Genomic DNA, 25,134 nt, shown 5'->3' with positions numbered 1-25,134 from the left:
TTTCATTCTATTTTTTTCTAATATATGTTAATATAGTATTAATTATAAATTTATTAATCTTTATAAATAAAGATTTATGAAACAACTAGTTCATCTAAAAGAAAGGAAGGTACAAATGAAAAAATTAAAACAACTATGCAGCGTAATGTTATGCATGGTTATGGTGACCGTATTTACCATAACTCCAATCCGTGCAGACGATGTAACAACATCTCCAACTACTACTATTTCAGGAACTGCTTCGATTACAGGAATCGTTTCACAATTTCCCGAGGATAAGGATGTAAAAGCATCTCTTTCAAATACAAATCCAGCTATAAAAGTAACTGTGGAGGCTACTATCGGATATAAAATTGGAACTGCAGAAAAAACAATCAAATCAGTGCCTATTCCCATGGAAACAAAAACTACGGATTCAGTCGAAGTAAATTTTAGATTCACACAAAAAGATCTAAATCTATTACCAGCAGGTACTTACGACATTAAGGCCAAATCAACAACTGACAGCGCAAATTCTGTTAAAGAAGCAAAGATTGGCTCTATCACCGTTAACAAAGAAACCCCAACCGTAACCATTGACAAGCCTATTTCCCTGACAAAATCAAGAAGCAATTTTGAAACAGCCGATGGGGAGCTCAAGGCAAAACTTGACAAAGCATTCTTTTCAAATACAAATCCAGCTTCTCTTGAGTTAACCGCATCCATCAATGACAACAGCAATGCTGCTAAAGTCACAGAGAAAGCTACAGCGACTAAAAATGGTGAGGTAGCCTTTACTTTTACTCAAGCCGACTTAAATACACTGCTGGAAGGTGATTACACGATTACCGTGACTTCTGCCGGAAATGACTTTAACAATGCAATAGCCGCTGTCACCCTCGGAACCATCAAAATAACACCGATGGTAAATGCATCTGTTAAGACTCCTCAGACATTCGATTTATCGAAACAAGGCGATATAGTCATTGGAATCGTTAGTAACGGTCGCACCTTAAAAGCCATCAAAAACGGTTCCCAAACCTTAACTAGCGGAAAAGATTATATTCTCGGAAACGAGTCTGTAAGAATCTACAAAAGTTATTTCAATCAATTTGCCGTAGGAAAACAGCATTTAACGTTTGATTTCGATGAAGGCAGTGATCCGATCTGTCAAGTCAATATCATAAAATCCTTAAAAAATACAAACCTGATTTTAAAAGGATATAAAGATAAATCCATTACGACATTATCAAACAGAACCGCCGGCAGTAAACTTCCCGGATGGAACAAGAAAAGCTACAAGGCAGCCGGAAGAAAAGGTTACGAGTTTGTCGGATGGACCTACAACGGAAAAACAGTGACTACAGTTCCGGATGACAGATTAAATGTAACACTCACTGCAAAATTCTCAAAGTTAAGTGTTGGCAGGGCCTCTGCTTTGTCTGTCAAAGGCAAATCCGGCAAAGGTGTTGGATTCACAGCAAAATCAAAGACTTACACAAAAGCAGACGGAACAAGACGTGGATTCCGTTTCCGCTATTCCCGAAGCAGCAGTATGAAAAAAGCCACTTATAAAACAACAGGATTAGGTAAAAACACATATACAAAAACAGGATTAAAGAAAAACGCACGATACAACGTTCAGGTGAGATATTATTATTACGATTCAACAAACCAGAAAGTATACGGAGCATACTCAAAGAGTAAATCTGTAAAAGCATACTAAACTAATCTTTATGTTCAAACCGCCTGTTTTTGCGGCATAAAAATGAAAAGCCTTCAAACTGAGAAAATTTAAAATAACTCAGTTTGAAGGTTTTTTTCTTTCGTTTTCCTCACGGTTTGAAATGGTACTTCATTCGTTTTGATTTATTTCAGCTGTCCGGCCAATTCTTCCTTAGCCTTAGCGATCGCATCATCGATTCCTTCCGGCTTCTTTCCTCCGGCCTGGGCCATATTCGGACGGCCTCCTCCGCCTCCTCCGACGCATCCTGCGATGCCTTTGATCAGATTTCCCGCATGAGCTCCGGCTTTTTGTGCCCCGTCGGTAGCCATAGCCACAAGGAACACTTTTCCGCCCAGAGAAGATGCCAGTACAATCACGCCCTCTCCAAGTTTTTCTTTCAGGGAATCGCCGAGTTCCCGCAGGCCGTTCATGTCTACGTCCGCCACTTTCGCTGCCAGAAGTTTCACTCCGTTTACATCCTGCACCTGATCCATCACGTCTCCAAGAGCATCCTTTGCCAGTTTGCTCTTTAGGGACTCGTTTTCGCTGTGAAGTTCTTTCAGTTCTGTCATCAGGGCTTCCAGGCGTGCCATCAGTTTGGCAGGCGTTGATTTTACAACCTTTGAGGCTTCCATGAGTTCTTCTTCCATCTTTTCATAATACTCAAAGACCGCTTTGTCCGTGATCGCCTCGATCCTGCGGACACCAGCCGCAATACCGGTCTCTGAAAGGATCTTAAATGCAGTGATGGATCCCGTGTTAGCCACATGGGTTCCTCCACACAATTCCACAGAAAAATCTCCCATAGAAACGACACGCACTTCATCTCCGTATTTCTCGCCAAACAAAGCCATGGCTCCGGTATTCTTGGCCTCGTCCATGGACATCAGCTTCGTCTCCACAGGCAGGCTTGCAGCGATCTCCTCATTTACGATATGCTCTACCTTTTTGATCTCCTCCGGTGTCATCGGAGAGAAATGAGTAAAGTCAAATCTCAAATGCTTCGCGTTGTTGCTGGAACCGGCCTGCTCCACATGGCTTCCAAGCACCGTACGCAGCGCTTTCTGCAGAAGATGGGTGGCACTGTGGTTCTTCTCTGTCTGGCGGCGGTTTCTCTCATTGACATTTAAAAGAACCTTTTCACCGACACTTAAATTTCCTTCATTCACATATCCTACATGTCCAAATTTTCCACCGGAAAGTTTGATTACATCTTCCACGGCAAAAGAAGAATTTTCACTCAGGATCACGCCCTGATCCGCTTCCTGTCCTCCGCTTGTGGCATAAAACGGCGTCCTGGAACAGATGATCGTTCCCCTCTGGCCTTCTACTAAAGAGTCTGTCAGCTCCTGATCCGTGGTCATGGCAATGATCTCTGACTCACAGGTCAATGTATCATATCCGACAAACTCAGAGGTCATGGCAGGGTCCAGCTGTTCATAGACCGTTGCATCAGCTCCCATGTAGTTGGTCGTCTCCCGTGCCTCTCTCGCCTGCTTTCTCTGCTGTTCCATGGCTCTCTGGAATCCTGTTTCGTCCACGGAAATGCCCTTTTCCTCAAGAATCTCCTTTGTCAGATCCAGAGGGAACCCATAAGTATCATAGAGCTTAAAGGCATCCTTGCCTGCAAGCTCCTTCTTTCCTTCTCTGGACATGGCTTCTTCCATGTCCGCAAGAATCTGAAGCCCCTGGTCGATGGTCCTGTTGAACTGTTCTTCCTCTGTTGTAAGAACCTTGTAAATAAATTCTTCTTTTTCTTTCAGTTCCGGATATCCGTCTTTGGACTCTGCGATCACGGTCTTACTGAGTCCGGCCAAAAACAGATCCTTCATGCCAAGCATCCTTCCGTGTCTTGCCGCACGGCGGATCAGACGGCGCAGCACATATCCGCGGCCTTCATTGGACGGCATGACACCGTCGGAAATCATAAAGGACGCAGACCGGATATGGTCTGTAATCACTCGGATAGAAATGTCATTCTTCTCATCAGCGCCATAAGTCACGCCTGCCAGTTCACAGATCCTGTCACGGATCGCTTTGATCGTATCCACATCGAAGATAGAATCCACTTCCTGGACTACGACAGCCAGACGCTCAAGCCCCATTCCGGTATCAATATTTTTATTGTCTAATTCTTCGTAATTGCCGTTTCCGTCATTTTCAAACTGTGTGAAGACATTGTTCCATACTTCCATGTAGCGGTCGCATTCACAGCCCACCGTACAATCAGGGCTTCCGCATCCGTACTTCTCTCCCCGGTCATAATAAATCTCTGAACACGGTCCGCATGGACCTGCACCGTGCTCCCAGAAGTTGTCCTCTTTTCCGAAACGGAAGATCCTCTCAGGAGCAATGCCGATTTCCTTCTCCCAGATCTCAAATGCCTCGTCGTCATCCAGATAGACAGAAGGATACAAACGTTCCGGATCAAGTCCCACAACCTCAGTCAAAAACTCCCATGACCAGCGGATTGCTTCCTTCTTAAAATAATCCCCGAAAGAAAAGTTTCCGAGCATCTCAAAAAATGTTCCGTGACGCGCTGTCTTTCCGACATTCTCGATATCTCCGGTACGGATACACTTCTGACAAGTCGCAACTCTGGTCTTCGGGGGCACTTCCTGGCCTGTAAAATATGGCTTTAACGGGGCCATACCTGCATTGATCAGCAAAAGACTCTTATCATTCTGAGGCACCAGAGAAAAACTCTTCATCACCAAATGATCCTTGCTCTCAAAAAAATCAAGGAACATTTTCCTTAATTCATTTACTCCATACGATTTCAAATCTCCATCCTCCTAAAAATTAATATGAAACTATTCTGCCCGGACAGATGCCTATGACGGCAGCTTCCTTTACAGCAAAGAAAAACCTTCTGCTGCATCAGAAGGCTTTCCATTCTATCTTACACATCTTATTCCTGATCCGGTTTCTGCTCATTCTTTGCTTTCTGCTGCGCTTTCTTCTGAATCTTACCGACAGCCATCTTCTTTCCGAAAAAAACGCCTCCTACCGATACGGCAAGCAAAAAAATAAACTTGATCAGATATGTGACAAACTCTGATAAATATGCGTGCATGTCCTGCCTCCTTTATCAAACCACGGTTCTTTGGTTTGCTCATGTGGCAATTATATCAAATCGGACAGCGAATGACAATTATTTTCTTTCAATTAATTCCCTGGTCACCTCGTCCCAGGTCATACCCCGCTCTGCCATCAGGACCATCAGATGGTACAGAAAATCAGAAATCTCGTACTTCATTTCCTCCACATCCGGATTTTTCGCCGCAATGACGATCTCCGTGGCTTCTTCCCCTACTTTTTTAAGGATCTTATCAATTCCCTTTTCAAATAAATAATTCGTATAGGAACCTTCCTTCGGATGCTTTTTGCGGTCCATAATCACATCGTAGACGGACTGGAACACTTCCATCGGGTTGTCATCTTTGTATTCCTTCTTCACAAGATCCGTAAAAAAGCAGGAATAGCTTCCTGTGTGGCAGGCATTTCCCACCTGCTCAACCTTAGCTAAAAGCGTGTCTTTGTCGCAGTCAATGGTCAGAGACTTTACATACTGGTAATGTCCCGAGGTATCTCCTTTGGTCCATAGTTCTTTTCTGCTGCGGCTGTAATAAGTCATGATCCCGGTCTCGACGGTCTTTTCAAACGCTTCCTTTGTCATATAAGCAACCATGAGCACTTCATTGGTCTTATAATCCTGAGTTACTACCGTTAGCATTCCATCACTGTTTAATTTAAATTCATCAAAACTCATGGAACTTTCAAAGGTGTTGACGCCGAATCCCGCAGTTCTGCAGTCGTGTTTCAGTTCCATGACTCCAAACGCTTCTCTGGATACCACCGCCAAATCATCAGCACCTGCAAGTTCTAAGATCCGTACAGCTTCTTTCGGGTCAGAAATGCTCACCATCACCGGAAGTCCGGATACTTCTTTGATTTCTTTGATCAGGGATGCAAAAGTTTCATATCCTTTGTCTGCAAGCAAAAGCAGTTGTCCGGCTCCGAGCCTCGCCATTTCCTTCGCAAAGGATACGGGATCTTCCTGTCTTTCCAGATCCATGGACACAATAATCTGATCCTTTCCAAACCGGTCCCCGGCCTTTTTCACGATTTCCTTATCCACAAGGACCGTTTTCCCAAGGCAGACCTTATCTGCTCCGGCATATAAAATCTTTTTTACGTCTTCCAGGTCTTCAATGCCTCCTCCGGCATAAAGCGGGATGTCAATATCCTTTGCAATCTCTTTTACGGTCTCCGCAGTTATTTTCTCGTCATAATAGCCGACGGCATCCGCACCTGAATGATCATACGCTTTTGCCGCTTCTGCAGGCTTTCCCCCGTAAATGCAGGGAATAATTTTTATCTGTCGTTCCATCTATAATGCCCCTTTCGTAGAAAGCACATCCGTAATGCGCGGGTCCATGCCGGTGGCCTCATCCAAAGCCTTTGCAAAAGCCTTAAAGGCCCCTTCCATCAGATGATGGTTGTTGGTGCCTGAGAGCTGTCTGATATGCAGATTCATAGAACTTGCGTAAGATACCGCATAGAAAAATTCCCGGACCATCTCCGTGTCAAATCCGCCGACCCTGTCCGCAGTAAAGCTGAGGTCTGTGTCAAAATAAGGTCTTCCTGACAAATCCAGGCCGCACAAAATCAGGGTCTCATCCATCGGGAGTACAAAGGAACCATACCTTTTTATGCCCTTTTTGTCTCCTGCTGCCTGTTTGATCGCTTCACCAAGGACGATCCCCGTGTCTTCAATGGTGTGATGGCTGTCCACATGCAGGTCGCCGTCCACCTTCACGTTCAGGTCAAAAAATCCATGCTTTGCAAAACTGGTCAGCATGTGGTCGAAAAAACCGATTCCTGTGTCCACCTCAGAGGCTCCGCTGCCGTCCAGATCGATAAACAGTTTAATCTTCGTTTCACTTGTGTTCCGAATAATTTCCGCGCTGCGACTCATATTGCTTCCTTTCTCTATTCGTTTTCAAATCTCACTTTAATGGAATTGGCATGGGCTGTCAACTCTTCCTGTTCCGCAAATGTTTCAATGTCTCTGTGCACCGGTTCCAGAGCTTCCCTGGAATAATAGATCACACTGGATTTTTTGATAAAATCGTCCACACTTAACGGAGAGAAGAATCTGGCTGTTCCGTTGGTCGGGAGTACATGGTTCGGTCCTGCAAAATAGTCACCCAGCGGTTCACAGCTGTACTGTCCGATAAATATGGCTCCCGCATTCTCGATCCTTGTCATAACGTCAAAGGGATTCTCCGTCATGATCTCCAAATGCTCTGAGGCGATGGAATTTGCCACGTCCACTGCCTCTTTTAAATCTTTAGCGATCAGGATATATCCAAAAGAATCAAGAGATTTTTGCATGATTTCCGTTCGTGAGAGCTTTTTCAGGAATCCGTCAACTTCTTCAGAAACCTGTTTGGCCAGTGTCTCACTCGTCGTCACCAGGATGGCACTGGCCATCTCGTCATGCTCCGCCTGGGATAACAGGTCCGCGGCCACATACCGGGGATTGGCGCTGTCATCGGCCAGCACGAGAATCTCGCTCGGTCCCGCGATGGAGTCGATGCTCACATTGCCGTACACTGCTTTTTTCGCCAGCGCCACGTAAATATTTCCCGGTCCCACGATCTTATCCACCTTCGGAATTGTCTCTGTACCGAAAGCCAGAGCCGCTATCGCCTGGGCACCTCCCACTTTATATACTCTTTGCGCACCTGCCTCTTTCGCTGCCACCAAAGTGTTCGGATTCACTTTGCCGTCCCTGCCCGGAGGCGTCACCATGATAATTTCTTTTACCCCTGCCACATGGGCCGGTACAATATTCATGAGCACAGATGACGGATAGACCGCCTTCCCTCCCGGCACATACACTCCGCACCTGGCAAGCGGAGTCACCTTCTGTCCAAGCAAAACGCCGTTCTCTTGTGTGTCAAACCAGCTGTTCTGCTTCTGCTTTTGATGAAAGTCACGGATATTTACGATGGCCTTTTTTATGACATCAAGAAGCTTTGGTTCAACCTTTTCATAAGCTTCCTCAATTTCAGCTTCCGTCACCAGCACAGTATCTGCCGTAAGCTTTGTCCCGTCAAACTTCTCGGTGTACTCAAACACCGCCTCATCGCCTCTGGCTTTTACATCATTGACGATGGCATTGACCTGCTCTTCATAGCCCTCGTAGTGATTCGGGCTTCTCTTCAGCAGGTCGTTTAAAATATCCGCAATGGAATCTTCATTTACTTTTACAATTCTCATGGCACTACCCCTGTTTCTTCTCGTCTAACAACTTCTTTAATGCAGTCACAATTTTACTGATCCGCTCCTGCTCCATTCTCTGGCTGACCTGGTTCACGACCATCCTTGCGGAAAGCGGGCAGATCTCTTCCAATACTTCCAGACCATTCTCTCTCAGCGTAGAACCTGTCTCCACGATATCCACGATAACCTCTGAGAGACCCACGATCGGCGCCAGCTCTACGGAACCGTTGAGCTTTACGATCTCCACGGTCTGGAGTTTTTTATTATAGAAATACTCTTTCGCGATATTCGGATATTTGGATGCCACCCGGATCAGCTGACTGCCGTTTAAATACTTTTTGGCTTCCTTTGGTCCGCACACGCACATCCTGCATTTGCCGAATCCCAGGTCCAGCACCTCATAAAGATTCCGTCCTTCTTCCAGGATCGTATCCTTTCCGACCACCCCGATGTCTGCCGCCCCGTACTCCACGTAAGTGGGCACGTCGCTGGCCTTGGAGAGGAAAAACTTCAGCTTCAGATCTTCGTTTACAAAAATCAGTTTTCTTGTCTTTTCATCTTTCATCTCTTCGCAGGTAATCCCTATCTGTTCCAGCAAAGATAATGTCTTCTTGGCAAGTCTACCCTTTGCCAATGCAAATGTTATATATCTCATCTCACTGCCCTTTCGTTAAATCCCTGACGCTATCCCCGGTTTCATAATATAAAACACATCCGATCGACTGATCCGAAGCCATTGCTATATACTCTTCCAGGTTTCTGTCCTTCTTTTCCAGTATGACTGCTTTTCCTTTTTTCCGATAGCCCGCAGCTGCCGGAATGGCGGCTTCCATAGCGGCCTCCTCATAGATGATCAGCATGTCTGTGGAATCGGCCTCCATTTCGATCTTCTGGCGCTCCATAGCCATCATCAGACTGTCCAGCACGATGGCAAATCCGATGGACGGAGCTTTCTTTCCAAACTGTTCGATCAGGTTGTCATAGCGGCCCCCTTTTAAAACCGCGTCTCCGGTTCCGTAAGTATAGGCTTTAAAAATAACCCCGGTGTAGTAATTGTGGCGGCTTAACATGCCCAGATCAAAGCTTATGTACTGCTCCAGCCCATATACCTGAAGCATCCGGTACACCTTTCTCAGCTTCCGGATGGCTCTCTTTGATGTCTCATTGGACACAAGGGCATCGGCCTTATCTAAGATGTCCACATCGCCGTTGAGCTCATTGAACTGGATAAAAACATCTTTTACAGCCTGGGGAATGTCAAGGCTTTCGACAAATTCGATCAGTCCGAAGAAATTTTTATTAATGATCAGCTCTCTTAACTGCTCTTTTACGTCTTCATCTTCTATGCACTCTACAAGTCCCTGGAAATACTCGACCTGGCCGATGGTCAGCCGAAAATCTTTCAGCCCTGCGTTCAGGCAGCAGTCCAGCGCCATGGCGATGATCTCTCCGTCTCCGTGACTGGAAGGATCATTGATGAGCTCTGCGCCCATCTGGCAGGTTTCCTTTAATTTCAGCTGATAGCTGGAATTATTCAAAAAGACATTTCCGGTATAGGCAAACCGCAGGTTCCGTTCCTCACTGTCATAATACTTTGCCACGCACCTCGCCACAGAAGGCGTGATGTCCGGCCTAAGGACCAGGGTATTTCCCTCCCGGTCAAAAAATTTGTACATCTCCTTGGAGGAAACGGTTCCTTTCTCACTGTTAAAGATATCGAAAAATTCAAAAGTTGGGGTAATGATATTCTCGTAACCGTAGAGGGCAAAGACATGATTTAATTTGTCCTTTAACCTGAGTCTTTTTTTACATTCCAATCCGTATATATCCCTTACTCCTTCCGGCGTATGGACCCTCTTCTGATTCATAATTCTTCTCCTTTTTACTTTAATACACTAAAGTGATAATTCGCTACCATGCTAAATACTTTAGTTATCATACCAGTCTGTCTTTTCGTTGTCAACCGTTTTACATATCTCTGTCTGTAAAATCTTCCTCCATATGGCTGCTTGCGCCGTACATATCCCGTCCCACAACCCGTTTGGCGATCCGTTCTTCCTCGATCCACCGGCTCAGGAGATCCTTTACCCTTCTGGAATCAGCAATATTTTTAAGCTCGATCACCGGATTTGAGGCATCCTTTGTGGTAAGGCGGATCGTTCCGGTGCCAAAGATTCGGTTTCCGAAAGTTCTCTCATAGGAGACATCCATAATTCTGTATAAAAGGCATTCTTCCTCATGTGTTGACAAAAGTCCGGTCTGCGTATATAATCTTTGGTTCTCAACTCTGTATTTTGTAAAGGTAATCGGCCACCACAGCAGATGACTGCGGTCTGACCATGTTTTATTTTGTTCATCTATCATTGGCTCGGTCCTCCATATTCTGAAAATTACCTTTCCATTATACCTGTATTAACGGCAAAAAATCAACCAAAACAGGGCGCGGCGTGATATAATACGATTGACTAAAAAATGGAGGTGCAGCTATGGCATTTGACGGATTTGTCATTTCAAATATCGTAAACGAACTAAACGAAAAAATATTAAACGGAAGAATTTATAAAATTTATCAGCCCGAGGCCGATGAAATCACCCTTGTGATCAAACAGAACCGGGAAAATCTAAGGCTCCATCTTTCTGCCAGTCCGAGCCTGCCGATCGTCTATCTTTCGAACCAGGGCAAACAGAACCCGATACAGGCCCCCAACTTTTGTATGCTGCTTCGGAAGCATCTGGGCAGCGGGCGTATCATCTCCGTAGAACAGCCGGGCTATGAGAGAATCATTGAGATCACAGTGGAACATCTGGACGAATTGGGAGATGTCTGCCAAAAGAAACTGATCATCGAACTGATGGGCAAGCACAGCAATTTAATCTTCGTGGGACAGGATGGAATGATCCTCGACAGCATAAGACACGTGGGAGCCAACGTGAGCTCCAAGCGGGAGGTCCTGCCCGGCATGACTTACTCTATGCCTCCCACACAGCACAAAAAGGATATAGATTCTCTGACTCTAGAAGACTTTTTAACCGGAATCAAGCCAAAACCCGTACCGGTCACCAAGGCACTTTATTCATCCATCACGGGCATGAGCTCGTTTTTGGCAAATGAAATCTGCTACCGCGCCGGAGTCGACGGCAATCAGTCTACAGATGCCCTGACTCAGGACCAGTGCTCCGGTCTCTACTCCCAGCTGAAAAAGCTGGCGGTTTCCGTTGAAAAGCACGAATATGTGCCCAATATCATTTATCAAAACGGGGAGCCGAAAGAATTTTCCTGTTTTCCGATGACGTCTTATAAGACGTCTTATGAAGTGAAAGTCTTTCCATCCATCAGCGATGTTCTGGTCATCTATTACTCTGAGAAGGAAAAATATACAAGAATGAAACAGAAGTCTGCCGACCTTAGAAAAATTGTCCAGACTTCCATCGAACGCACGAGCAAAAAATATGATCTGCAGAGAAAACAGCTGCTCGATACGGAGAAAAGAGATCAGTATAAGATATATGGAGAATTAATTCAGGCATATGGATACGGTCTTGAACCTGAATCCAAATCCCTCAAATGCCTGAACTATTACACCAATAAAGAAGTCACCATCCCCCTTGACCCTGTCAAGACTCCTCAGGAGAACGCACAGAAGTACTTTGCCAGATATAATAAGCTGAAACGGACCTATGAAGCCCTCTCCGAACTTACGGTTGAGACAAAAGATGACCTGATGCATCTGGAATCAATCGCGTCTTCCCTGAATCTTGCAGAGAACGAACAGGATCTTTCCTCCATCAAACAGGAACTCTCAGATTATGGATATTTGAAAAAGCGCGGTTCTAAGGGAACGAAAAAACCGGCAAAATCAAAACCTCTTCACTTTGTATCCTCTGATGGATTTCATATGTATGTAGGCAAAAATAATTATCAGAACGATGAACTGACATTTAAATTTGCCAACGGCGGCGACTGGTGGTTTCACGCAAAAAATATGCCTGGCTCTCATGTCATCGTGAAAAAAGAGCAGGCGGACACTCTGCCGGATGCTACTTTTGAAGAGGCCGGGCGGCTTGCCGCTTTTTATTCCAGCGGCCGTCAGGCACCAAAAGTAGAAGTCGACTATATACAGAGAAAGGAATTGAAAAAACCGCCGAAAGCAAAGCCTGGATTTGTCATTTACCATACGAATTATTCTATGATGTGCGTCCCGGATATCTCAGGCATCAAAGAACAGTAACCGAAAAAGCATTCTGGCGGTTTTCCTCTTGGTTTAAGAGGCGTTCATGTGATATTCCAGCCTGAGTTTATCTGCGATCAGCGCTATAAATTCAGAATTGGTCGGCTTCCCTTTGCCGGCACTGATCGTATATCCGAACATCTCTTCCAGCAGTTCGATCTTTCCTCTGCTCCATGCCACTTCTATGGCGTGGCGGATCGCTCTTTCCACACTGCTGGAAGTTGTTTTATATTTTTGTGCAATTGTTGGGTATAGCAGCTTTGTTATGTAATTCATCATGTTGACATCATGAATCGCCATGATGATGCCTTCCCTAATGTACTGATATCCTTTGATATGAGCAGGAATTCCCAGATCTCTGATGATCTTTGTCACATCTTTCTGGATATCATATTCTGTAAACGTTTTTTTGACCGGCTCGCTTTTCACCTCAAATGTCTTTTGGAAGTTATTATTTACTCTTTTCATTCTCATCATCTGATTAATTCTGTCCATTAAGACATTCGTATGAAACGGCTTCATCATACAGTAGTCGACACCCATAAGGCTGATACACTCGATCAGTCTCTGATTGCCGATGGAGGTAATTGCAATAAAAGAAGGTATCTTGTCGTCGTCCATCGTCCCGTTGCACTGTTCGATTACACCCAGTCCGTCTAAAACCGGAAGTACAATATCGATCACTACCACATCGGGCTCATGTTCCTTAATCAGCTTTACTGCGGAAGCACCGTCATAAGCCACTCCCACTACCTGCATTTCATTCTCCATTTCTCTGCAAAGTTCTTTAGCCTCATTTTGACTGCTGACGGCGATCAAAATTTTCCGTTTATCATACATTATGTATACCCCTCCATCCAAATCTAACCATTCTAAGAGAGAAATATATCAAGCATATTCCCCTTTGTCAATCGCATAATCAAACAATATTTACTATCTTCCATCATTTTCAGACATTTTTTGCGACACGATTCGATCTCCGTATTCAAGTCTGATTTTATCTGCAATCAGTGCAATAAATTCTGAATTTGTCGGTTTCCCTTTCCCTGCATGGACCGTATATCCGAACAGCGCATCAATCGTATCCATTTTCCCGCGTCCCCAGGCTACCTCGATGGCATGGCGGATCGCCCGTTCCACTCTACTAGATGTAGTACCAAACTGTTTGGCAATTGTTGGATATAGTTGTTTCGTGATGGAGTTCAGAATATCCATGTCGTAGATGGCCAGCATGATGGAATCTCTCAAATATTGATAACCCTTAATGTGAGCCGGCACACCTATTTCATGGATAATGTTTGTGATAATGATCTCCAGCTGGTTCTTATTCAGACCTTCCTGCTCCTTTAATGCGACAAAAGGCTTCTGTACTTTTTTGTCTAATTTTGCTTGTTTTATTTTTCGGATTACCATTTCCGAATCAAATGGTTTTAGGATAAAATAAGATGCACCCAGCTCCATCGCTTCTTCGGCAACACTTTCCTGACCCATGGCAGTCACCATAATCACCGTCGGCTGTTTTTCAAGTCTCTCATCACGAAGCTTTTCCAAAACCCCGATTCCGTCAAGCTTCGGCATGATAATATCCAAAAGAACAACGTCCGGCTTTTTCTCTTTGATAATCTCCACGGCTGCTTCCCCGTTGCCGGCACTTCCGATGACCTCGATCTCCTGATCTAAGTTTAAAAGCTGAGTCATCATACTGACCATTTTCTGATTATCATCCGCGATTGCCACATTAATTTTGCTCATGTTAAGTCCTCCGATTCTGTTTTTATTTACAATATAATTATATATTTTTGCAAACTTTACAAACACCCCTTATCCTTCGCAAGTTTTTTGTAAATAACAGCAAAATCATCTTATTTAGAGGAATTCAGCATGTTTTCAATGAAGGTTGCGTACCCTTTTGTCGAATCATCCACAAACACATGGGTCACTGCACCTATAATGTGGTTATTCTGAATGATAGGAGTCCCGCTCATTCCCTGAACGATACCATTCGTCAGCTTTAAAAGTTTTGGATCTGTAATCTCAATCTCCATCCCTTTCAGCACATCATGGTTGGATTGATCCACACTTTTGATTTCAATGTCATAAGTCTCTCTCCTGCCGCTGATGCAGCTTATGATCTGCGCTTTGCCTTTCTTCACCGACTGTTTATAGCCGATTCGGTAAGCCTTGTCTTTCTTATCCGACTGAGTCGTACCGTAAATGCCGTATTTGGTATTCTTGCGGATGGTTCCCAGAAGATTTGCCTCCTTGTAAAAAATGCTTCCTACAATCTCTCCCGGAGATCCTGATTTCCCCTTCTGGATCGTGTCAATCTGCGGAGTCAGCAGGTATCCGCCCTTGATGTCCATCAGCTTTCCGGTATCCATATCACAGATACCATGTCCTAAGCCTCCGAATTCGGTTCCGGCCACATAAGTCATAGTTCCGATGCCCTGTGTATTATCTCTGACCCAGGCGCCGATCTTGTACTGGCTGTCTGTGACAGACTGCACAGGCTTAACTTTGATCTTTGTTTTTTTATGGTTCCGGATCACTTCCAGGGTAACTTCCTTTCCATTGCATTCGTTGATCTTTTTCATAAAATCAACCTTTGTTTCAACCTTTGAACCGTTCACTGACAGAATATAGTCACCCTGATACAGTTTATTGGAGCTTGGGGAATGGTTTCCTCCGTCCACTCCGGTGATCATATCTGTTTCCAGCACAAGGATCCCATTGGTTTCTACATAGATGCCGACAATCTTTCCGCTTGGCACCAATGTTTTCTGTTTGACGACATTCACCTTAATGTCTTTTAAAGGTATGGCGCCGAACAGCTTTGCTTTGATCTCATCCTGCCCCACCGAATCTTTGGTCAGCACGAACGGCTGGTTCAGTTTGATCTTCTGATCCTTGACCATTCCCACGGCCGGAACGTCGTATTTGAGACAGGCTTTCTCTCCCATCGTCAGTTCGATGGCGTTGGGCAGTACATTTCTGCAGTATTTGAAATAAACGGCGCAGATTCCAACGATGTTTATGACAAACAGAGCAATGAGAATTTTGCGGTAATAGTATTTTCTCATGGTTTCCTCCTAAACAGATTAAATCAAAAATGATTTAAAAAAGGACGTATCCTGTTATGTGATACATCCTTTTTATTATGTCTGAAACCATGGAAAAGCACTCAGTATAATTTTGCGTCATTTGCTAAACTTTTCATTTCTTCTGAATTTTTTAAAACGGCCTCCGTAATGTCGTCTCCGTTGATCATGCGGCTTAATTCCCTGAGAGAATCCGCCTCTGTAAGTTTTTGTATGGTCGTTGTCGTCTTCTTCCTGTCTGCACGTTTTTCAATATAGTAGTGTGAATCCGCCATGGCCGCAATCTGAGGAAGATGTGTGATCGCCAGTACCTGATGGTCTTTTGCGATGACAGCCATTTTTCTGGCCACTTTGTTGGCCGTCTCCCCGCTGATTCCCGTGTCGATTTCGTCAAAAATCAACGTTCCCACACGGTCCACATCCGCAAGGACAGATTTCACTGCAAGCATGATCCTTGAAAGTTCTCCTCCGGATGCCACATCCGCGATAGGTCTCACCGGAAGTCCGGGATTCGTGGAGATCATAAAGGATACCTTGTCAGTCCCGTCGGCATGAACTCCTTCTGCCGCCGATACCTGAATCTGAAAGCGGACAGAGAGAAAATTAAGCTCTGAGAGCGCCTTAAAAATCTGCTGTTCCAATATTTTTGCGGCTTTTTTCCGCTCTTTTGAAAGCTTTTCGGCCGCCTGATAAAATGTCTTTTCGGCTTTGGATATATTTCCCATGAGACACTTTTTTTCTTCCTCATAGTGTTCATAGATTAAAAGCTTCTCCTCGGCCTGCTGCCTGTAGTTTAAGACATCCTCAATGGTTCTTCCATACTTTTCTTTCAGTCCGTTTATGAGATTTAATCTGTCTTCTGTTTCGGAAAACTCCTGAGGATCAAATTCCATCAACGACATATAATCTGAAATCTGCTGATTAAATCCATTGATAATATCTTCTGCCTGAAGCAGCTGCTCATAGGAATCTGTCAGCCCGGAATCCAGGTTCACAATCCCCTGAATCTCTTTTAAGGCGCTTGAGAGCAGAGTTCCCACGGAAACCTCAGATTCGTTTCCGGTACATTCATAAGCCTTTTTCACGCCCTCCATAATCTCCTGGCTGTGCATCATTTTTTGATATGCTTCTTCCAGAAGTTCATCTTCATTTTTTACGGGATGAGCATCCTCTATTTCCTGAATCTCGTGTTTTAAAAAACTCATCTCCCGGAGTCTCTGGGCTTCATCTGTCTCAAAGTCGCCTCTGCGGTTCAGAAGTTTCTGAAGTGCCTCAAATGCTTCCTTTGTGTCTTTCTTATATTGTTTCCCATTTTGGCTTAAAAAATGGTCTAAAATTGATTTGTGATTTTTTTCATTTAAAAGTGACTGGTGTTCCTGCTGTCCATGAAGGTTCATGAGCCTTTCTGAGACCTCCTGAAGGGTCTTTAACGTCACCGTACAGTCATTGATGCGGTTTACATTCCGCTTCTCCGATATCACCCTCCTGACAAGGATCATGCCGTCTTCTGCGGGAAGATCCCTTTGTTTCAGATCATTTAAAATTTCTTCATCTTCCGTGTAAAACAAGAGCTCGATCAGCGCCTCACTGCTCCCCGGCCTGATCATATCCCTGGAAACCTTCTTTCCAAGGGCACTTTCAATAGAGCCGATGATGATTGACTTTCCCGCCCCCGTCTCACCGGTCAGTATGTTTAAGTGCTCATCAAAATGAATCTCGATCTCGTCAATCAAAGCTAGATTTTTTACATGCAGACTCTGTAACATAGTTCACCTACTTATCACTTGTGCTCTCCATCATCAGACGGATCTCCCTGATGACATCACTGCCGTTTTCCTGTTCTCTTACGGCACAAAAAATCGTGTCGTCTCCGGCGATGGACCCCATGAGTCCGGGAAGATCCAGATCATCCAGCGCCGCGGCGCAGGCCATCGCCATACCTGATGCTGTCTTAATGACCAGCAGATTCCCGGATGTCTCCATGGAAACAATGGCATCATTTAAAATTCTCTGATAGGACTTTGCCACCTCTTTTTCCCTCGCACTTAAAAGCCCGTATGCCTGCCTTCCGTCCGGCAGAGGAATCTTCGTAAGCTCCAGTTCCCTGATGTCCCTGGAAACCGTCGCCTGGGTCGTGCTGAATCCCTGGTCATTCAGCAGGCTGGTCAATTCTTCCTGTGTCTCGACCGGCTGCTTTGTGATCAGTTCGATGATCGCCTGCTGTCTCTTTTTTTTCATGCTTTTCCACCAACTTTCACCCGAAGCGTATGATAAAAACTATTTTCCTGAACCTTGACAACCTTCGCAACTTTCCGGGATTTATGAATCTTTATGATATCTCCCGGATTCAGCCGCTCTGCCACCTGGCCGTCGAAGGTTACAAGTGCTTCCTCAAGCTGTGTTTTTCTGACCTTCTGGATATGGATCTCAATGGTATCCCACTCGCCAAGGACAATGCTCTTTGCCTGGAGAGAATGGGGACAGACCGGTGTGATCAGAATAACATTTGCCTCCGGATTTACAATCGGGCCTCCTGCGGAGAGATTATAGCCCGTGGACCCGGTAGGCGTTGAGATAATGACTCCGTCTGCCGCATACACATCTAAAAGTTCTCCGTTGACAATGATCTTAAATGAAATGATTCTTGAAAAACCGCTTCTCGTGATAACGATGTCGTTGAGAGCAGACAGTCTGTAACATGATATGTCGCGGTGGAAAATACATCCCTCCAGCATCATCCGCTCCTCGATATGAAAACGGTCATTGAGAAGATCATCAATCCCCTCCGACAGATGAGACATTTCAATTTCCGTTAAAAATCCCAGGGTGCCCAGATTCACTCCCACCACCGGGAGATCATGAGGTGCTATGAGGCGGGATGCATGCAGCATGGTTCCGTCTCCGCCGAGTACAATGACACATTCCACTTCCCCGGGAATATTGGAATAGGACTGGGTATCTTCCGTAAAATCTTTTCTCAAAAAAGCGGCTCCGCCTTTTGATTCAATATACTCCCTTATCTTGTTGGAAGTGGAAAATCCCGGGTCTTTCTCTTCATTGGTCATAATCAAAAAATTCTTCATTGTCTTCCTTCTTCTGCTATTTTATCTTCTCCAGATCACCGTGAGATGCCGCTACCACTTTCGGTATCTCTTCTCTCAGGTTGTTCTCGTGCTGCTTTTCTTCAGTCTTCTTCATATGAAGGAGATATTCGATGTTTCCCTCCGGACCTTTGATCGGAGAGTAATCAAGATGTAACAGTTCAAATCCATTGCTGCTTGCAAAATCCGTGATTTTTTCTATGACTTCCCCGTGAACGGCCGGATCTCTCACAACGCCTTTTTTCCCGACCTTTTCTCTGCCTGCTTCAAACTGCGGTTTGATCAGGGCGGTTACCTCCCCGCCGTTTTCCAAAATTCCGTAGACGGCCGGAAGAATTTTGGTCAGAGAGATAAAAGACACATCGATGGAAACAAAACCCGCTGGCTCCTCTATGTCTTCCGGTGTCACGTAGCGCATGTTTGTTCTCTCCATGCACACGACCCTCTCATCATTCCTCAGGCCCCAGTCCAGCTGTCCATGCCCCACGTCAACAGAATATACCTTTTTGGCACCGTTTAAGAGCATGCAGTGGGTAAAACCTCCAGTGGACGCTCCAACATCCATGCATACCCTGTCCGTAAGCTGAATATTGAACTGTTTCATTGCCTTTTCGAGCTTCAGCCCTCCCCGGCTGACATACTTTAAGGTCTTTCCTTTTATTTCGATGGGAAGTTCTTCTTTGACCATAGTACCGGCCTTGTCTTCCCTCTGTCCGTCTACAAAAACCACACCTGACATGATGATCGCCTTCGCCTTTTCCCTGGATGCCGCCAGCCCCTTTTTCACCAGCAGGACATCTAATCGTTCTTTCATCCTTTATCTCCAATCCAAGCTTTGATTTTTTCTGTCATCGAATCACTGTCGATGCCAAGCATCTTCCTCAGCTGTTTTACAGAACCGTGTTCCACAAACCGGTCGTCAATTCCGATATTCCGGACCCTGCCCTTATAATCATGATTTGCCAGAATCTGTGTTACCTGCTGTCCGAATCCGCCGTTTAACACGCCCTCTTCCATCGTAACGATCAGGCGGTGGTTTTTCATAAGAGAACAAATCAGTTCTTCATCCAGAGGCTTCACAAATCTAGGATTCACGAGTGTCGGTTTAAATCCTTCCTTTACGAGATTTTCACAGACAGCCGCCCCTTCCTCCATCAGATTGCCAAGGGGGAGGAGCGCGATCTCACTGCCTTGTCTGAGAATACTGCCTTTTCCCCTCAAAATCGGCGTAAGTTCGTCTTCAAACAATGTGGAAGCAGTTCCTCTCGCGTATTTTACTGCCATGGGACCTTCTCCTTTTGTGAGGGCATAGGTCACCATTTCTTTTAACTCTCTGCCGTTGACCGGTGCCATGACCGTGACATTGGGTATCGACGACAGATAGGACACATCAAAAATACCCTGATGTGTCTCTCCGTCGGCTCCTACGAGCCCGGAACGGTCTACTCCGATCAGCATCGTCAGTCTTCCGATCGCCGCATCATGAAGAATCTGGTCATAAGCTCTCTGAAGAAATGTGGAATAAACAGCTGCTGCCGGTTTGAGACCTTTGGCCGCCATTCCCGCACAGAACGCTATGGCATGCTGTTCTGCGATACCCACGTCAAAGAACCGCTCCGGAAACTGTTCCTTGAATCGTTCAAGCCCGGTTCCCTCCGGCATCGCAGCCGTGACTGCCGTGATCGTTTCATCTTTTTTTGCAAGTTCCGTCACAGTATCTGCAAATATATCTGTGTAGGAAGGCCCCCCGGAAGACTGCGCGGGCAGATTTTTCCCCGTGCGCACAGAGAAAGGCCCGACCCCATGAAATCTGGCCGGTTCCTTTTCCGCATAGCGGTAACCCTTTCCCTTCTTCGTGACAACATGAATAATGATCGGCTCATCCAGCTGTTTTGCCCTCTCGAAGGTATCGATCAGAAGAGGAGTATTATGCCCGTCGATAGGGCCGATATAAGTGATTCCCATATCCTCAAACATCATGCCCGGAACGAACAGCTGCTTGATGGAATCTTTGGAACGTTTCAGTCCTTTGGCGATCGGCTCTCCGACGACCGGGATCTGCATCAGTGATTTCTCTACGTTTCCCTTAAAATCTACATATTCTTTTTTGGACCGAACTTTATTCAGATAGCCGGACATACCTCCTACATTTTCTGAGATAGACATCTTGTTGTCATTGAGAATGACGATTAGTTTTCTCTTTTCTTCCCGAAGCCTTGCCATGTTATTCAGCGCTTCATAGGCCATGCCTCCTGAAAGCGCTCCGTCGCCAAGCACTGCCACGATTGTTTCATCTGTTCCTTTTAAATCCCTGGCCTGTGCCAGTCCCAGGGCAACGCCGATGGAGGTTGAACTGTGTCCGCTGTGGAACGCATCACAGTCACTCTCCGTGGGTTTCGGAAACCCGCTCATGCCGTGGAACTGCCTCAGTGATGCAAAGCCGTCTTTTCTTCCTGTCAAAATCTTGTGGACATACGACTGATGTCCCACATCAAACACCAGCTGATCTTTCGGAAAATCCAGAACCGTGTGAAGTGCCATTGTAAGCTCCACTGCCCCCAGGTTAGAAGCCAGGTGGCCTCCTGTTCTGCTGACATTCATCAGCAGGAATTTCCGAATCTCTTTGGCTAAAAGCCGGTAATCTTTTCTTTCTATTTTTTTTATATCATTGGGATGATTGATCTGTTCTAACATGTCTACTCCTTTGGCAGTCCTTTTTATACATACTCCTTGCAGTCTAGCAGGTTCTGTGAATCAGGTATTCTGCCAGACCTGTGAGATAACCGTCGGATGTATCATAGGTTCTCAGAATCTCCACTGCCTCCAGTGAGATCCTCTCAACATCTTTCCCAGCCTGCTCCAGTCCTTTGATCGAAACGTATGTGGTCTTCTGATTTTTCTCATCGCTTCCCACCGGTTTTCCGATGACTTCCTCCTGTCCTGTGATATCGAGGATGTCATCCTGGATCTGAAAGGCAAGACCGATCTTTCGCCCGCATTCTTCCATGGCTTTTACGTCTTCTGGTGATGCACCGGCAAGCACCGCCCCGATCATCATGCACGCTTCAATCAAAGCAGACGTTTTGTTGTGGTGGATAAACATGATCTGCTCCATCGAAAGCACAGTGCCCTCCAGTTCCACGTCTGCCGCCTGTCCTCCGATCATTCCGTAGATACCCGGTTTCCGGGCAAGAATCCGAATGGCTTCTGCCACCTTGGGAAGATCTGCATCCTCTAAAGCAAACGCGGAGGAAGCAGTCTCAAATGCGTAGTTCAGCAGAGCATCTCCGGCGAGAATTGCCATGTCTTCTCCGTAGACGATATGACACGTCTTCTGCCCTCTTCTGTAATCGTCGTTGTCCAGAGCAGGAAGATCGTCATGGATCAGGGAATAGGTATGGATCATCTCGATCGCAGCCATAAAGGGCTCAATCACTTTTTCTTTTCCCCCAAACATCTTGTAGGTTTCTTCCATCAGCATCGGTCTCAGCCGTTTTCCTCCGGCTTTTACCGTTGTGTTCATCGCCTTCAGCACTGTTTTCTGAAAACCTTCCGGTTTCGGAAGATAATGATCCAGAATTTTCTCAATATGACTTATGCGCTTTTTAAGTTCCTGATCAAACTCATTCATTGTTCTCTCCGTTTTGTTCTAATATAATCAGCTCTTTTTCCACCTGGTCCAGAGAATCCTTGCATTCTTTTAAAGTGGAGACTCCTTTTGTATAAAGTTCTACCGCATCGGCAAGCTTTATGTCCTCCTGCTCTAAATTCTTTAATATATCGTCTAACTGGCTGAATCCCTCATCAATACTAAACTTCTTTTTTGCCATAAGTTACAACCTGATTTCCTTTCCAAAAATATTTTCTTCATTATATCATATTTGGTTTGAAATGAAACCCTTGAGTTTTTCTCCAGTATCTCCAGTCGGCTCTGAAAAGACCTCCTTCCCACAATGGAGAAAAACTATCGCAAATGGCACCTTTTGTCTCTAAGCAGCCTGCTCCATCAGACATTATCTCCAGTAGATATTACGTCCGGCTTCTTTATGACTGGAATGAGGTATTTTACGTGCTGAATAGGAATCTTTCGAAATCTGTCCTGTTGATCGGAGAGCAAAAGAAAAGACAGGATAAATCTCCCCGTCTTCTCATCTTATGTATTCTAATAATAATCTACTAATTTCCTGTTTTATAATACATTCTGTAAAACAGAAAAACTTTACAACTCTTGTTACTGTTTATCGGAGTCTTGCGAAAGTGGGTGGTGCTTATGAGTACATAATTTCAATACAACACTTGTTACTGTTTATCCTCATAACAGGGATATACCCCACTTCTATTTTCTTCATTTCAATACAACACTTGTTACTGTTTATCCAACGTTTTTACGCCGTTTCTTGTTTTTATTATAGTCAGTTTTCCTGATGAAATCAACGTTTCTTTGATTTTTTACCAACCGATTGTTTGTTTTTCTAAATCACCTTTAAAATCGCCTCCTGACTCCCATTTTAAGCGGTTCTCCGACGTTTTTTGGTTCATGAGGTTGGGAAAACTAAGCATCTGTAAAATACAAAATAGGCAAGCCCACTTTGTTCTTTATTTTTCTCTCGGTATAACTTGTGTTACTTTTGTTTTTATAGACCCGTCAGAGATGGTAATCTGCACTTCATCCCCTTCAGATATCTGAGCCGTCGATAAAACCGGCTGTCCGGACTGATCCGACAGATATCCATATCCTCCAATCAGTTTTGCCGTAGGAGAAAGTCCGTGCAGGCGCTGTGCATATAGTTCCAGCCGATGCTGATAGCGGTTTCGCAGATAATCCATCCTCTTTGTCAGGCGGTCTTCCAGTTCCGCGAGCGTCATTCTCTGCTCCTGTAATTGAAGCTTGGGATCAAACCTGCGCAGTTTTCCGCTGTACTGTTCCAGACGAAGTTCATAATTCCGCAGAATGTGGCGGATCTGTACAGAAAGGCTTCTTTTCCTTGCGTCAATCGCATCCAGTGTCTCCCTAAGATCCGGAACTGCAAGTTCACACGCCGCCGTGGGTGTGGCTGCCCTTAAATCTGCCGCATAGTCTGCGATGGTCGTATCCACCTCATGGCCTGTCCCGGAGATGATCGGCGTTTTGGCTGCATAAATGGCCCTGGCAACCTTCTCTTCGTTGAATGCCCAGAGATCCTCAATCGATCCGCCTCCGCGGCCGATGATGATCGTATCAACTCCATAGCGGTCCAGTGTCTCAATACCTCTCACAATCGTCTCTGCCGCCCCGTCACCCTGAACCTGTGCCGGATACAGCACCAGCTGTATATACGGGTTTCTCCGCTTTGCAACACTCATAATATCGTGGATGGCGGCTCCTGTCTTCGCCGTCACGATGCCGATGGTTTTCGGATTTTGGGGAATCGGCTTTTTCTTTTCGTGATCGAATAAACCTTCCCTGTAAAGTTTCTCCTTCAGCTTCTCAAACTCCACATAGAGCCGTCCGATGCCGTCCAGAGAAATTTCGTTGGCATAAAGCTGATAGGTTCCGTTTCTCTCAAACACACTGATGCTTCCCGAAACAATGACCGTCTGTCCGTTTTCCATCTCAAAATCCAGCCCGCTGATCCTCTGATTGGCAAACATCACACAGGAAATCTGGCTTTTATCATCCTTTAATGAAAAATAGATATGACCGGAAGAATGGTATTTGCAGTTTGAGACTTCTCCCTTGATATAAATCCGGTTCAGGGCATAATCGCTCTGAAAGATTCTTTTGATATACGCATTGATCTGCGCCACTGAAAATACTTTGTTCATTTAACCAATCTTTCCCAAGATCCCATTGATAAATGAGGCAGCCTTTTCGTTACAGTAAGTCTTTGAAAGTTCTACTGCCTCGTTGATCGCCACTTTATCCGGGATATCCTCATCAAACATTATTTCATAAACTGCAATTCTTAAGATCGTAAGCTCGGCTTTCCCCAGTCTCTTAATATCCCAGCCTTTGCTGTTTTCATTGATCTTTTGATCGATTTCTTCAAGACGGGAAAGCATATCGAGAGTCCTTGTCTTTATGTAGTCTTTCTCTTTGTTCCTGAAAAAATCATTATTTGAAAAATACAGGTCTGCCTGCGCTTCAAACTCCTCGCTTGTGTGAAAATCGATGGAAAAGCACAGACGGAACATCTGCTCTCTTAATTTACTCCTTGTCATCTTACGGTCCTTTCTCTACACAGTAAGAACGGAACTGCTTTTCACAGCTCCGCATCTTTTGATTATTCTTCTTCCAGCGCTACGCCGGCAATTCTTACGTTGACTTCGTCGATGGTCAGGCCTGTCATATTCTCTATGGCTGTCTTAACCTTTTCCTGTACTTTCTTTGAAATCTGTGCAATGCTGACTCCATAGTCCAGTTCGATGGCCAGATCAACACTGACATGACTTCCCTCAACGATAACACGCACACCCTTGGAAAGGTTCTTCATACCGAGTTTGCTCACAAGCTCATTCGTTATATTGCCGCACATACCTGCCACGCCTTTGACTTCTGTCGCTGCAAGCCCTGCGATGATCGCGATCACTTCATCTGCGATCTTTACTTCTCCGAGCATCCCTTTTTCGTGAATCTTATAACCACTACTTTTATTTTCCATAAAAAGCCTCCTGCTGATTGCTTCTAAAAACTTTTTCTTCTGTTTTATGATTCTTCATATACAGTA

At 45.1% G+C, this 25,134-nt stretch carries 23 protein-coding genes; 2 read left to right on the top strand and 21 right to left on the bottom strand.

All coding sequences use genetic code 11. The annotated features are described in order from the left end of the window. Positions 1–115 precede the first annotated feature (115 nt). Positions 116–1,705 carry a X2-like carbohydrate binding domain-containing protein gene (locus ANCC_RS08000; protein WP_233458248.1) on the top strand — a complete coding sequence of 530 codons (1,590 nt, stop codon included), beginning with the start codon at positions 116–118 and terminating at the stop codon, positions 1,703–1,705. A gap of 143 nt (positions 1,706–1,848) precedes the next feature. Here ANCC_RS08000 and alaS read toward each other — a convergent pair whose 3' ends face one another. The 8 genes from alaS to ANCC_RS07960 all read right to left on the bottom strand — a co-directional run bounded on the left by alaS (position 1,849) and on the right by ANCC_RS07960 (position 10,363). After that, a complete protein-coding gene (gene alaS / locus ANCC_RS07995) occupies positions 1,849–4,488 on the bottom strand; it encodes an alanine--tRNA ligase (RefSeq protein WP_039946622.1) in 2,640 nt (879 codons plus the stop codon). 128 nt (positions 4,489–4,616) lie between these two features. Beyond that, on the bottom strand, positions 4,617–4,781 hold the full coding sequence (locus ANCC_RS07990) for a hypothetical protein (RefSeq protein WP_006567178.1): 165 nt from the start codon (positions 4,779–4,781) through the stop codon (positions 4,617–4,619). 78 nt (positions 4,782–4,859) lie between these two features. Continuing rightward, the gene (hisIE, locus tag ANCC_RS07985; RefSeq protein WP_006567179.1) at positions 4,860–6,098 is read right to left on the bottom strand and encodes a bifunctional phosphoribosyl-AMP cyclohydrolase/phosphoribosyl-ATP diphosphatase HisIE; all 1,239 of its coding nucleotides are present in this window, start codon (positions 6,096–6,098) and stop codon (positions 4,860–4,862) included. Continuing rightward, complete coding sequence (gene hisB / locus ANCC_RS07980) at positions 6,099–6,686, bottom strand: imidazoleglycerol-phosphate dehydratase HisB (protein ID WP_006567180.1); 588 nt, start codon at positions 6,684–6,686, stop codon at positions 6,099–6,101. It abuts the gene before it with no gap. 14 nt (positions 6,687–6,700) lie between these two features. After that, positions 6,701–7,996: a histidinol dehydrogenase gene (gene hisD, locus ANCC_RS07975; RefSeq protein WP_006567181.1), complete on the bottom strand. Its 1,296-nt coding sequence runs from the start codon at positions 7,994–7,996 to the stop codon at positions 6,701–6,703. Between the two features lie 4 nt (positions 7,997–8,000). After that, complete coding sequence (hisG, locus tag ANCC_RS07970) at positions 8,001–8,654, bottom strand: ATP phosphoribosyltransferase (RefSeq protein WP_006567182.1); 654 nt, start codon at positions 8,652–8,654, stop codon at positions 8,001–8,003. A gap of 1 nt (position 8,655) precedes the next feature. Then, positions 8,656–9,867: an ATP phosphoribosyltransferase regulatory subunit gene (hisZ, locus tag ANCC_RS07965; protein WP_006567183.1), complete on the bottom strand. Its 1,212-nt coding sequence runs from the start codon at positions 9,865–9,867 to the stop codon at positions 8,656–8,658. Positions 9,868–9,967: 100 nt separating this feature from the next. Continuing rightward, the gene (locus ANCC_RS07960; RefSeq protein WP_006567184.1) at positions 9,968–10,363 is read right to left on the bottom strand and encodes a PH domain-containing protein; all 396 of its coding nucleotides are present in this window, start codon (positions 10,361–10,363) and stop codon (positions 9,968–9,970) included. 122 nt (positions 10,364–10,485) lie between these two features. On the opposite strand from ANCC_RS07960, the gene ANCC_RS07955 reads away from it, so the two are divergent. After that, on the top strand, positions 10,486–12,228 hold the full coding sequence (locus ANCC_RS07955) for an Rqc2 family fibronectin-binding protein (RefSeq protein ID WP_009289804.1): 1,743 nt from the start codon (positions 10,486–10,488) through the stop codon (positions 12,226–12,228). A 33-nt stretch (positions 12,229–12,261) separates the two neighbouring features. On the opposite strand, the gene spo0A (ANCC_RS07950) is transcribed toward ANCC_RS07955, so the two are convergent. From spo0A (ANCC_RS07950) to ANCC_RS07890, 13 genes are all read right to left on the bottom strand, one after another. Beyond that, positions 12,262–13,068 (bottom strand): sporulation transcription factor Spo0A, encoded by an 807-nt coding sequence (gene spo0A / locus ANCC_RS07950; RefSeq protein ID WP_006567186.1) that lies wholly within the window; start codon positions 13,066–13,068, stop codon positions 12,262–12,264. A gap of 93 nt (positions 13,069–13,161) precedes the next feature. Further along, positions 13,162–13,980 (bottom strand): sporulation transcription factor Spo0A, encoded by an 819-nt coding sequence (gene spo0A, locus ANCC_RS07945; RefSeq protein WP_022260673.1) that lies wholly within the window; start codon positions 13,978–13,980, stop codon positions 13,162–13,164. Between the two features lie 110 nt (positions 13,981–14,090). Next, positions 14,091–15,308 (bottom strand): SpoIVB peptidase, encoded by a 1,218-nt coding sequence (gene spoIVB / locus ANCC_RS07940; RefSeq protein ID WP_006567188.1) that lies wholly within the window; start codon positions 15,306–15,308, stop codon positions 14,091–14,093. 101 nt (positions 15,309–15,409) lie between these two features. Then, positions 15,410–17,092, bottom strand: a complete 1,683-nt coding sequence (gene recN, locus ANCC_RS07935; protein ID WP_006567189.1) for a DNA repair protein RecN — start codon at positions 17,090–17,092, stop codon at positions 15,410–15,412. 7 nt (positions 17,093–17,099) lie between these two features. After that, the gene (gene argR / locus ANCC_RS07930) at positions 17,100–17,564 is read right to left on the bottom strand and encodes an arginine repressor (RefSeq protein ID WP_006567190.1); all 465 of its coding nucleotides are present in this window, start codon (positions 17,562–17,564) and stop codon (positions 17,100–17,102) included. Further along, entirely contained in the window at positions 17,561–18,409 is an 849-nt protein-coding gene (locus tag ANCC_RS07925; RefSeq protein ID WP_006567191.1) for an NAD(+)/NADH kinase, read from the bottom strand. Before ANCC_RS07925 ends, argR begins: the two co-directional genes overlap by 4 nt. A gap of 16 nt (positions 18,410–18,425) precedes the next feature. After that, positions 18,426–19,241, bottom strand: a complete 816-nt coding sequence (locus tag ANCC_RS07920) for a TlyA family RNA methyltransferase (protein WP_006567192.1) — start codon at positions 19,239–19,241, stop codon at positions 18,426–18,428. After that, entirely contained in the window at positions 19,238–21,121 is a 1,884-nt protein-coding gene (dxs, locus tag ANCC_RS07915; protein WP_006567193.1) for a 1-deoxy-D-xylulose-5-phosphate synthase, read from the bottom strand. The genes ANCC_RS07920 and dxs overlap by 4 nt, the downstream gene beginning before the upstream one ends. A gap of 43 nt (positions 21,122–21,164) precedes the next feature. Next, positions 21,165–22,058: a polyprenyl synthetase family protein gene (locus ANCC_RS07910; RefSeq protein WP_006567194.1), complete on the bottom strand. Its 894-nt coding sequence runs from the start codon at positions 22,056–22,058 to the stop codon at positions 21,165–21,167. Next, positions 22,051–22,257, bottom strand: a complete 207-nt coding sequence (xseB, locus tag ANCC_RS07905) for an exodeoxyribonuclease VII small subunit (RefSeq protein WP_006567195.1) — start codon at positions 22,255–22,257, stop codon at positions 22,051–22,053. Before xseB ends, ANCC_RS07910 begins: the two co-directional genes overlap by 8 nt. Before the next feature lie 766 nt (positions 22,258–23,023). Then, positions 23,024–24,232: an exodeoxyribonuclease VII large subunit gene (gene xseA / locus ANCC_RS07900; protein ID WP_006567197.1), complete on the bottom strand. Its 1,209-nt coding sequence runs from the start codon at positions 24,230–24,232 to the stop codon at positions 23,024–23,026. Continuing rightward, positions 24,233–24,628, bottom strand: a complete 396-nt coding sequence (nusB, locus tag ANCC_RS07895) for a transcription antitermination factor NusB (RefSeq protein WP_006567198.1) — start codon at positions 24,626–24,628, stop codon at positions 24,233–24,235. It lies immediately after the preceding gene. Positions 24,629–24,690: 62 nt separating this feature from the next. Continuing rightward, a complete protein-coding gene (locus ANCC_RS07890; protein WP_006567199.1) occupies positions 24,691–25,068 on the bottom strand; it encodes an Asp23/Gls24 family envelope stress response protein in 378 nt (125 codons plus the stop codon). Positions 25,069–25,134: the final 66 nt, after the last annotated feature.

The sequence above is a fragment of the Anaerostipes caccae L1-92 genome, from assembly GCF_014467075.1.
GTDB classification, from domain to species: domain Bacteria; phylum Bacillota; class Clostridia; order Lachnospirales; family Lachnospiraceae; genus Anaerostipes; species Anaerostipes caccae.
Note: the sequence above shows the minus strand (reverse complement) of the source record. Positions and strands in the feature narration are given on the sequence as shown.

Coding starts and splice junctions, on each gene's coding strand:
- ANCC_RS08000 (WP_233458248.1), top strand. CDS start 116: ATGAAAAAATTAAAACAACTATGCAGCGTAATGTTATGCATGGTTATG.
- ANCC_RS07990 (WP_006567178.1), bottom strand. CDS start 4,781: ATGCACGCATATTTATCAGAGTTTGTCACATATCTGATCAAGTTTATT.
- hisIE (WP_006567179.1), bottom strand. CDS start 6,098: ATGGAACGACAGATAAAAATTATTCCCTGCATTTACGGGGGAAAGCCT.
- hisB (WP_006567180.1), bottom strand. CDS start 6,686: ATGAGTCGCAGCGCGGAAATTATTCGGAACACAAGTGAAACGAAGATT.
- hisD (WP_006567181.1), bottom strand. CDS start 7,996: ATGAGAATTGTAAAAGTAAATGAAGATTCCATTGCGGATATTTTAAAC.
- hisG (WP_006567182.1), bottom strand. CDS start 8,654: ATGAGATATATAACATTTGCATTGGCAAAGGGTAGACTTGCCAAGAAG.
- hisZ (WP_006567183.1), bottom strand. CDS start 9,867: ATGAATCAGAAGAGGGTCCATACGCCGGAAGGAGTAAGGGATATATAC.
- ANCC_RS07960 (WP_006567184.1), bottom strand. CDS start 10,363: ATGATAGATGAACAAAATAAAACATGGTCAGACCGCAGTCATCTGCTG.
- ANCC_RS07955 (WP_009289804.1), top strand. CDS start 10,486: ATGGCATTTGACGGATTTGTCATTTCAAATATCGTAAACGAACTAAAC.
- spo0A (WP_006567186.1), bottom strand. CDS start 13,068: ATGTATGATAAACGGAAAATTTTGATCGCCGTCAGCAGTCAAAATGAG.
- spo0A (WP_022260673.1), bottom strand. CDS start 13,980: ATGAGCAAAATTAATGTGGCAATCGCGGATGATAATCAGAAAATGGTC.
- spoIVB (WP_006567188.1), bottom strand. CDS start 15,308: ATGAGAAAATACTATTACCGCAAAATTCTCATTGCTCTGTTTGTCATA.
- recN (WP_006567189.1), bottom strand. CDS start 17,092: ATGTTACAGAGTCTGCATGTAAAAAATCTAGCTTTGATTGACGAGATC.
- argR (WP_006567190.1), bottom strand. CDS start 17,564: ATGAAAAAAAAGAGACAGCAGGCGATCATCGAACTGATCACAAAGCAG.
- ANCC_RS07925 (WP_006567191.1), bottom strand. CDS start 18,409: ATGAAGAATTTTTTGATTATGACCAATGAAGAGAAAGACCCGGGATTT.
- ANCC_RS07920 (WP_006567192.1), bottom strand. CDS start 19,241: ATGAAAGAACGATTAGATGTCCTGCTGGTGAAAAAGGGGCTGGCGGCA.
- dxs (WP_006567193.1), bottom strand. CDS start 21,121: ATGTTAGAACAGATCAATCATCCCAATGATATAAAAAAAATAGAAAGA.
- ANCC_RS07910 (WP_006567194.1), bottom strand. CDS start 22,058: ATGAATGAGTTTGATCAGGAACTTAAAAAGCGCATAAGTCATATTGAG.
- xseB (WP_006567195.1), bottom strand. CDS start 22,257: ATGGCAAAAAAGAAGTTTAGTATTGATGAGGGATTCAGCCAGTTAGAC.
- xseA (WP_006567197.1), bottom strand. CDS start 24,232: ATGAACAAAGTATTTTCAGTGGCGCAGATCAATGCGTATATCAAAAGA.
- nusB (WP_006567198.1), bottom strand. CDS start 24,628: ATGACAAGGAGTAAATTAAGAGAGCAGATGTTCCGTCTGTGCTTTTCC.
- ANCC_RS07890 (WP_006567199.1), bottom strand. CDS start 25,068: ATGGAAAATAAAAGTAGTGGTTATAAGATTCACGAAAAAGGGATGCTC.